Origin of the sequence: Collinsella sp. TM05-37 (assembly GCF_003436455.1) — a bacterium.
Classification (GTDB): Bacteria; Actinomycetota; Coriobacteriia; order Coriobacteriales; family Coriobacteriaceae; genus Collinsella.
In genome coordinates this window covers 20724-27366 of the sequence record NZ_QSPN01000023.1, presented here as the reverse complement: position 1 = coordinate 27366, position 6643 = coordinate 20724, and the positions used below count along the sequence as shown (strand labels likewise).

Sequence of the window (6643 nt, the reverse complement as noted above, 5' to 3'; positions counted from 1 at the left end):
GTTCCGCTATGCGGTTGTCAATTTGCGAAAGAAATTATGCGTCACCGATTCTGGCGGGAGTTGCCGCTCCCGAACTTCAGGTTGAAATCACTCGACCGGGAAACGCCGGCTATTATTTGGCAGATTACGGCTGGCAGATGCCAAACGGCTCTTGGATGCTGGCTGAGCTGCATGGACTAGGCAAGTTTGAGGACGATGCCCAAAATGATCCGGAACATACTGCGGCAAAAACCTATCGAGCTGCCCTCATGCGCGACGCGAACTTGCGTGCCATGGGCCACAACGTCATTCATTTCAAGCTCTCAGACACCTACGATGTCAAAGCGTTCGGCTCCATGATGCGCGGTTACGGTATACCAACCACAAAACCCTACGCAGACTCCTGACAGGCTGCCCTCATCTTCTCGACAACAGAACCCATCATCGACCCAGGCCGCTCGGCCTCAATAAGTTGCGGTGAAATAGTTCCTGGATAACAGCTTTTGCGGCTAATCCAGGAACTATTTCACCGCAACTTAGGAGGGGATGTGGGGTCCCCGGCATGTATATGAAAATGGCTCTAGTCCCAAAAGGAACCAGAGCCATTCATCTATCTTATGGAGCGGGCGACGGGAATCGAACCCGCGTCATCAGCTTGGAAGGCTGGGGTTCTACCATTGAACTACGCCCGCAAGATATGGTCGGGACGACAGGATTTGAACCTGCGACATCCTGCTCCCAAAGCAGGCGCGCTACCAAACTGCGCCACGTCCCGAAGGTGTTGAGCAGCTAAGGTCTAAACCTTGCGTGTCCCAAAGCGAAGGAAATTATAGGGGAGACTCCCCGCCTGTGCAAGCATTGATGCCTTAGCTCCTCGAATGTGCGACAAAACGACTATGGAGCAGACCGATCACAAATGCCACCACGGCAACCGGCGCCCACGCGGCACCGATATCCGCCAGCGGCAGCGCATCGAACGGCAACCACGCGCCCGCAAAGAATGCGTCGCGGACCGAGGTGATCACGCTCTGCACGGCAACCACACCGCCAACCCAGACCCACACCTGCGGATGAGCGTCGCAAAAGCCGTGCACCAGGCCCATCAGTACCAGCACGATGGCAACGGGATACAAGGCGTTGAGCATAGGCACCGAGAACATGAGGATCACATCGAGACCCACGTTGGAGAGCACGCACGAAAACGCTGCGAACACAAAGGCGAGAACCGCAAAGGGACGGCGCATGGCCTCCTCGGAGGCCTCCGCTCCCCCTTCGACCACATACGTCTCGCAGAAGTAACGCGAGCAGCAGCTGATGAGGCCGATGCACACGTTCATGCAGGCGAGGAAAAAGATCGCAAAGACCACGACCGTGCCGGCAAGCCCAAAATGCATGGAGGCCGAACGGGCGAGGATGGCGGCGCCGTTGGTAGCGTCGGGCATCACGGTGCCGAGCTGCATACCGGCAAGGCCCAAGCCGCAGTAGATGATGGCCATGAGCACGCCGGCGATAACACCGGAACGCGAGATCTCGAAGGCCACGCGCTTGTCATCGGTAACACCCAGCTCGTGGATGGTCTCGGCGATGATGATGCCGAAGGCAAGTGACGCGAGCAGGTCCATGGTCTGATAGCCAGTCAGAAAGCCCTGCACAGCGGCGCCTGCATCGTAAGGGGCCTGCGGCGCGGCAGCCGGTCCCAGCGGCGAGATCACGGCAGCACCCACGACCAGCACGATGAGCGCAATGAGCGCAGGGCCCGTAATGCGGCCGAGCACGCGCGTGATGACGCCTGGACGTAGCGTGAGCGCAAACGCGACGACGAAGAACCCGATGGCAAACACCAGACGTGCCGTGCCGAGCGAAACGCCCTCGGGTAGCAGCGGCACCAGCATTTCGAACGCCGTAGAGCTTGTGCGCGGAATGGCCAGGCACGGACCGATGGCCAGGTAGACCGCCGCAACGAAGAATTCGCCAAACTTAGGATGCACACGCCCGGCCAGCTCTCGGGCCGTGCCAGCGAGCGCGACGGCGATAAATCCCATAACGGGCAGACCGATAGCGGCAATCAAAAAGCCGATCATGGCAACCGGCGTGGCAGAACCTGCCTGCAGCGCCAGCAGCGGCGGAATAATGAGGTTACCGGCGCCAAAGAGCATCGAGAACAGCGCAATGCCGACGGTAACGACATGGTCGGAACGCAGACCGCGCGGGGCGGATGAAGCCATAGGCACACCTTTCGGGTCGAAACAAAAACGGGACGGGCAAAATACCCGTCCCGCAAGTATAAACGGTCCAGCAGCTTTAGCAGGCTAAATTGCGCAGAGCATCGATAGCCGTGTCGACTTCTTCGGTCGTGTTGAAATACCCAAACGAGAAGCGGACGACACCCTGGCGCTCGGTATCTAACGCACGGTGCATGAGCGGAGCGCAATGGGCACCGGGGCGCGTCGCAATCCCCCACCCTTGCATGAGCGCGTCCGAGATCTCGGCCGAGTCGATATCACCCACGTTGAGTGAGACGATCGCCGAGCGCACGGGCTGGTCAAACGCACCGTAGAGCGCAATGCCGGGGATTTCGCGAGCACCGGCGAGGAAGCGCTCTGCAAGCGAGCGCTCATGCGCCGTAATCGCCTCGACCCCGCCTTGCGCCTCGATAAAGTCGAGACCGGCAGAAAGTCCCGCGATGCCGTGGCCGTTGAGCGTGCCCGCCTCCAGGCGCGTGGGCCACTCAAGTGGCTGCAGTGGGTCAAAGCTGTGCACGCCCGTGCCGCCCATGGCCCACGGAGACACGTCAATGCCCTCCGCCACGGCCAGGCCGCCGGTGCCTTGGGGTCCCATGAGCCCCTTGTGGCCGGTAAAGCACACAATGTCGAGCCCCATGGCATGCATATCGATACGCGCCGTGCCGGCAGACTGAGAGGCATCGACGATCACCAGCGCACCGGCCGCATGGGCCATGGCCGCCACGCGCGCAATGTCGACCGCGTTGCCGGTCACATTTGAGGCGTGCGTCACCACCACGGCACGCGTACCGGGCGTGACTAGCCGCTCGAGCTCGTCGTAGTCGAGCGCGCCGTTCGCGTCGCAACCCGCATGCTCAACCGTCACACCCTGCTCTGCCGCCAGGCGGTTGAGCGGACGCAGCACGGAGTTGTGCTCGAGCACCGTTGTGACCACATGGTCGCCGGGACGCACCACCCCGTTGATGGCGGTGTTGAGCGCCGCCGTGGAGTTGGGCGTAAAGCACACATGGTCCGCCCTCGGGCAACCCAAAAGGCGCGCGAGCTTGGCACGGCAAGCGTGAATCGTACGAGCGGCATCGAGGGCACCCGACGTGGCGCCGCGCCCGGCATTGCCGAGCGAGCACATCGCCTGCGTCACGGCATCGATGACCGTCTGCGGCTTGTGCATGGTCGTCGCCGCGTTATCCAGATAGATCATCGCACGACCTCCCACATATCAATCACGGTATAGCCCTCGGTGGGAATGCCCGCTGCGGCAAGCTCGGCGCGCAGCAGTTCCTCATCGGCAGGCAACGCCTTCCACGCCAGACCGCAGCCGGCAGCGACCTCCCCGGGCACGGGAATCGTTCGCCCGGGAAGGCCGCGCTCGATGCATAGGGTCTCGCAGCCCATGGCGGCCGCCGTGGTGGGAAACGTGATGACAAGCGCCGGGCGCTTCTCCCTCATGGCAACTCCAACCAATACGCTACGGGCGCACGACGCGCACGGCCTGCTCCATCTTCTCCACGATCACGTACATGTTCGTGACCTCACCCACCGCGAGCTGATCCTTAATGCCAAAGTGATCGAGGCAGGTGCCGCAGGTGAGAATCTCGACACCCTGCTCCGCCAGGCCCTTCAGGTCATCGAGCACCGGCGAGCCCTCGACGGTAAGCTTGGCGCCGCCGTTGTAGAACAGCATGGTCGCGGGCAGCTCCTCCTGCTGCGTCACGGCAAAGATAAACGCCTTCATGAGCTTGTGGCCCAGCTCGTCGTCGCCACGGCCCATGCAGTCGGTGTAGACGGAAATGACGAGCCCACCCTTGCCGGCGCTGGCATCACAGAAGGCAGCGCCATCCTGCTCGGGGTCCGCAACGGCCACGGCACCCGCGGTCGTGACGGTCACGTGCCACTCGGCGTCCGAGATCTTCTCGACCGAGGCCGTGCAGCCCTTCTCCTGCGCCATCTTGGAGATGTTCTTGACGGCGGTCTCGTTATCGACCGAGGTCACGACAACGCCCTCACCATCGAGCTGCTTGAGCGCCTTGAGCGTCTTGACGACGGGCAGCGGGCAGGCATCGCCCATGGCGTTGACTTCAATCTTAGTAGACATAGCTACATCCTTTCGAAAGAGACCGCCCGGATAGACGGGCGGTCGCATAGACAGTTTTTCTTAACGCACAACGCGAACGGCAGGACCACCCGGCGCTACCTCGAACACGCGACCGATAACGGCAGCGATACGATCCTCGTTATGCAGACGGCACGCAAGCTCATCCACATCGGAAGCAGGCGCCGCGATGAGCAGGCCACCCGAGGTCTGCGGATCGTACAGCGCATCCAGCATGCCCGGCTCCAGGTCATCGTCGGCCGCCACGCGCGGGCCAAAGAAGTCCTGGTTGCGGTAGGCGCCGGCGGGGATAATGCCAAGACGCGCCATGTCGAGCACCTGGTCAAAGAGCGGCACCGCCCCCGATGCAAGCTCAATCTGCACGCCCGAGCCCTCGGCCATCTCGCACGCATGCCCAATCAGGCCAAAGCCCGTGACGTCGGTACAGCCGTGAAGTTCGAGTCCCTCGGCCAGGCGAATCGGGGCCTCGTTGAGGGTGCGCATCGAGTTCCACATCGGACAGGCCTCATCCTGCTCGATAAGCTCGCCCTTAATGGCCGTGGTGATGATGCCCGAGCCGATCGCCTTGGTCAGCAGCAGAACATCGCCCACGCGCGCGCCGCTGTTGGCGAGCATGCGGTCGAGTGGCACAAAACCGCTCACGGACAGGCCGTACTTGGGCTCGTCGTCGTTGATGGTGTGGCCACCCGCGATGGCGCAGCCCGCCTCGACGCACTTGTCGGCGCCACCCGCCAGAATCTGGCCAGCAGCCTCAACACCCAGGCAGCTGGGTATGCAGAGCAGGTTCATGGCATGACTCGGCCGCCCGCCCATAGCGTAGATGTCCGACAGCGAGTTGGCCGCGGCAATCTGGCCAAACAGAAACGGGTCATCGACCATCGGCGGGAAGAAGTCGATGGACTGCACGAGACCCAAGTTGTCGCCAACGCGAAAGACGCTCGCATCGTCGGAGGTATCGAACCCCACGAGCAGGTTGTCGTTATGCACATTGGGTAAGTCGCCCAAGACCTGGGCGAGGGCTCCAGGAGCCAACTTAGCGGCTCAACCGCTCGCGGCCGTCATGGACGTGAGCCTCATGGTGTCCTTAGCCATACGAACCCCCTTCCAACAAATCAACGACTTTAAGTATACGCGCCAGGCACGCTTCCCAAGAGACCGCCGACGGCTCGAACGTCGAAAGCGGCGCCGCAAGCGCCTGCGCGATAGCATCTGCCAGTGCGCGCTCAAACAACGGAAGGTCGGCCGCCACGGGCGTGTCGACATCCGTCATACGCGGCGACGCCACCCACGTCACGGGAGCACCGGGAAGCATCGCCTCCATCCAGGGACGAACGCCGGGCAAATCGGTCGCCACAACTTTGCAGCCGCACGCGAGGGCCTCGATCGTCACGAGCGGCAGACCCTCGTAAAACGAAGGCAGCACAAAGACGTCGGAACTGCGGTAGGCACGCACGAGCCCATCGCTATCCAGGCGCCCCGCCAGCGTCACCGGCACATCCGAGACCGCGGTCAAGCGCTCGATACGCGCGTACTCGGCATCGTCCCCGCGGCCGCCCACAAGTACCAAGCCAGATGGGCGGACGCCATCGTCAATCGGCAATGACACAGCTCGAACCAGCGACTCGACGCCCTTTTTAAAGCAAATCTTGCCCACGTACACAAGCGATCCCGGCTGCCTCGCTACGCTTGCATCGCGGCAGAAGACGCGATGGTCGTAGCCCGTCCCAATCACGTGGATGCGATCGGCATCGACGCCGCACACCAGGTCAATCTGCTCAGCCTGCTCAGCATGGAGCGCAAAGACGGCATCGAGCCGACGAACCGCACTTACGATGCGATCGCGTTCGAGCGTATGCGAACGCAGCTGGCGCAGGTCGGTCGAATGACACACGGCAACAACCGGCACGCCTCGGACGCACTCGCGCGCCAATGCGGTCACCAGATACAGGTGATGGCAGAGCACCAGATCGGGCCGAAACTCAGTCACCGCTCGATCGATTGCAGCAGCAAATGCCCGCTCAAATGCCTTGAGCATCGAAGGCGTCAGATCACGATAGCGTGTGGAGGGATAGGGCATGACATCGGACATGCCACAGATGGGAAACGGCAGCTCGGGCGACTCGAACGGTACGGCAAACACGGCAGCACGCCGGTCCAGCTCGCCTTGGGTATCACCCGGTGCCGCGCCGCAAAGCACGGCGGCGCGATGCCCCGTCTCGATCTGCTCGCGTACGAGCGCGGCAAGGTAGGTGCCGCTGCCAGTGCTATCTGGTTTTTGTGCCGAGATATTGAGGATGCGCATGTCGCGGTA

General features: G+C 62.2%; 7 protein-coding genes and 2 tRNA genes. 1 reads left to right on the top strand and 8 read right to left on the bottom strand.

Annotation, left to right across the window (positions count from 1 at the left end; translation table 11 throughout):
* On the top strand, window positions 1-386 hold a 386-nt coding region (locus DXD48_RS10140; RefSeq protein ID WP_158548977.1), incomplete at its 5' end, for a hypothetical protein.
* Window positions 387-597: 211 nt separating this feature from the next.
* Here DXD48_RS10140 and DXD48_RS09455 read toward each other — a convergent pair.
* The 8 genes from DXD48_RS09455 to DXD48_RS09420 all read right to left on the bottom strand — a co-directional run bounded on the left by DXD48_RS09455 (window position 598) and on the right by DXD48_RS09420 (window position 6634).
* Window positions 598-671, bottom strand: a tRNA-Gly gene (locus tag DXD48_RS09455).
* A gap of 6 nt (window positions 672-677) precedes the next feature.
* Window positions 678-754 (bottom strand) — tRNA-Pro (locus DXD48_RS09450).
* Between the two features lie 91 nt (window positions 755-845).
* Window positions 846-2204 (bottom strand): branched-chain amino acid transport system II carrier protein, encoded by a 1359-nt coding sequence (gene brnQ / locus DXD48_RS09445; protein ID WP_117564984.1) that lies wholly within the window; start codon window positions 2202-2204, stop codon window positions 846-848.
* Between the two features lie 76 nt (window positions 2205-2280).
* A complete protein-coding gene (locus DXD48_RS09440) occupies window positions 2281-3420 on the bottom strand; it encodes an aminotransferase class V-fold PLP-dependent enzyme (protein WP_117564983.1) in 1140 nt (379 codons plus the stop codon).
* Window positions 3417-3668 carry a DUF3343 domain-containing protein gene (locus DXD48_RS09435; protein ID WP_117564982.1) on the bottom strand — a complete coding sequence of 84 codons (252 nt, stop codon included), beginning with the start codon at window positions 3666-3668 and terminating at the stop codon, window positions 3417-3419. Before DXD48_RS09435 ends, DXD48_RS09440 begins: the two co-directional genes overlap by 4 nt.
* Window positions 3669-3687: 19 nt before the next feature.
* Window positions 3688-4314 carry a sulfurtransferase-like selenium metabolism protein YedF gene (gene yedF / locus DXD48_RS09430; RefSeq protein ID WP_117564981.1) on the bottom strand — a complete coding sequence of 209 codons (627 nt, stop codon included), beginning with the start codon at window positions 4312-4314 and terminating at the stop codon, window positions 3688-3690.
* Window positions 4315-4374: 60 nt separating this feature from the next.
* On the bottom strand, window positions 4375-5424 hold the full coding sequence (selD, locus tag DXD48_RS09425) for a selenide, water dikinase SelD (protein ID WP_117564980.1): 1050 nt from the start codon (window positions 5422-5424) through the stop codon (window positions 4375-4377).
* Window positions 5417-6634, bottom strand: coding sequence for a glycosyltransferase family 4 protein (locus DXD48_RS09420; protein ID WP_117564979.1), 1218 nt, complete (start codon window positions 6632-6634; stop codon window positions 5417-5419). The genes selD and DXD48_RS09420 overlap by 8 nt, the downstream gene beginning before the upstream one ends.
* Between the last annotated feature and the right edge of the window lie 9 nt (window positions 6635-6643).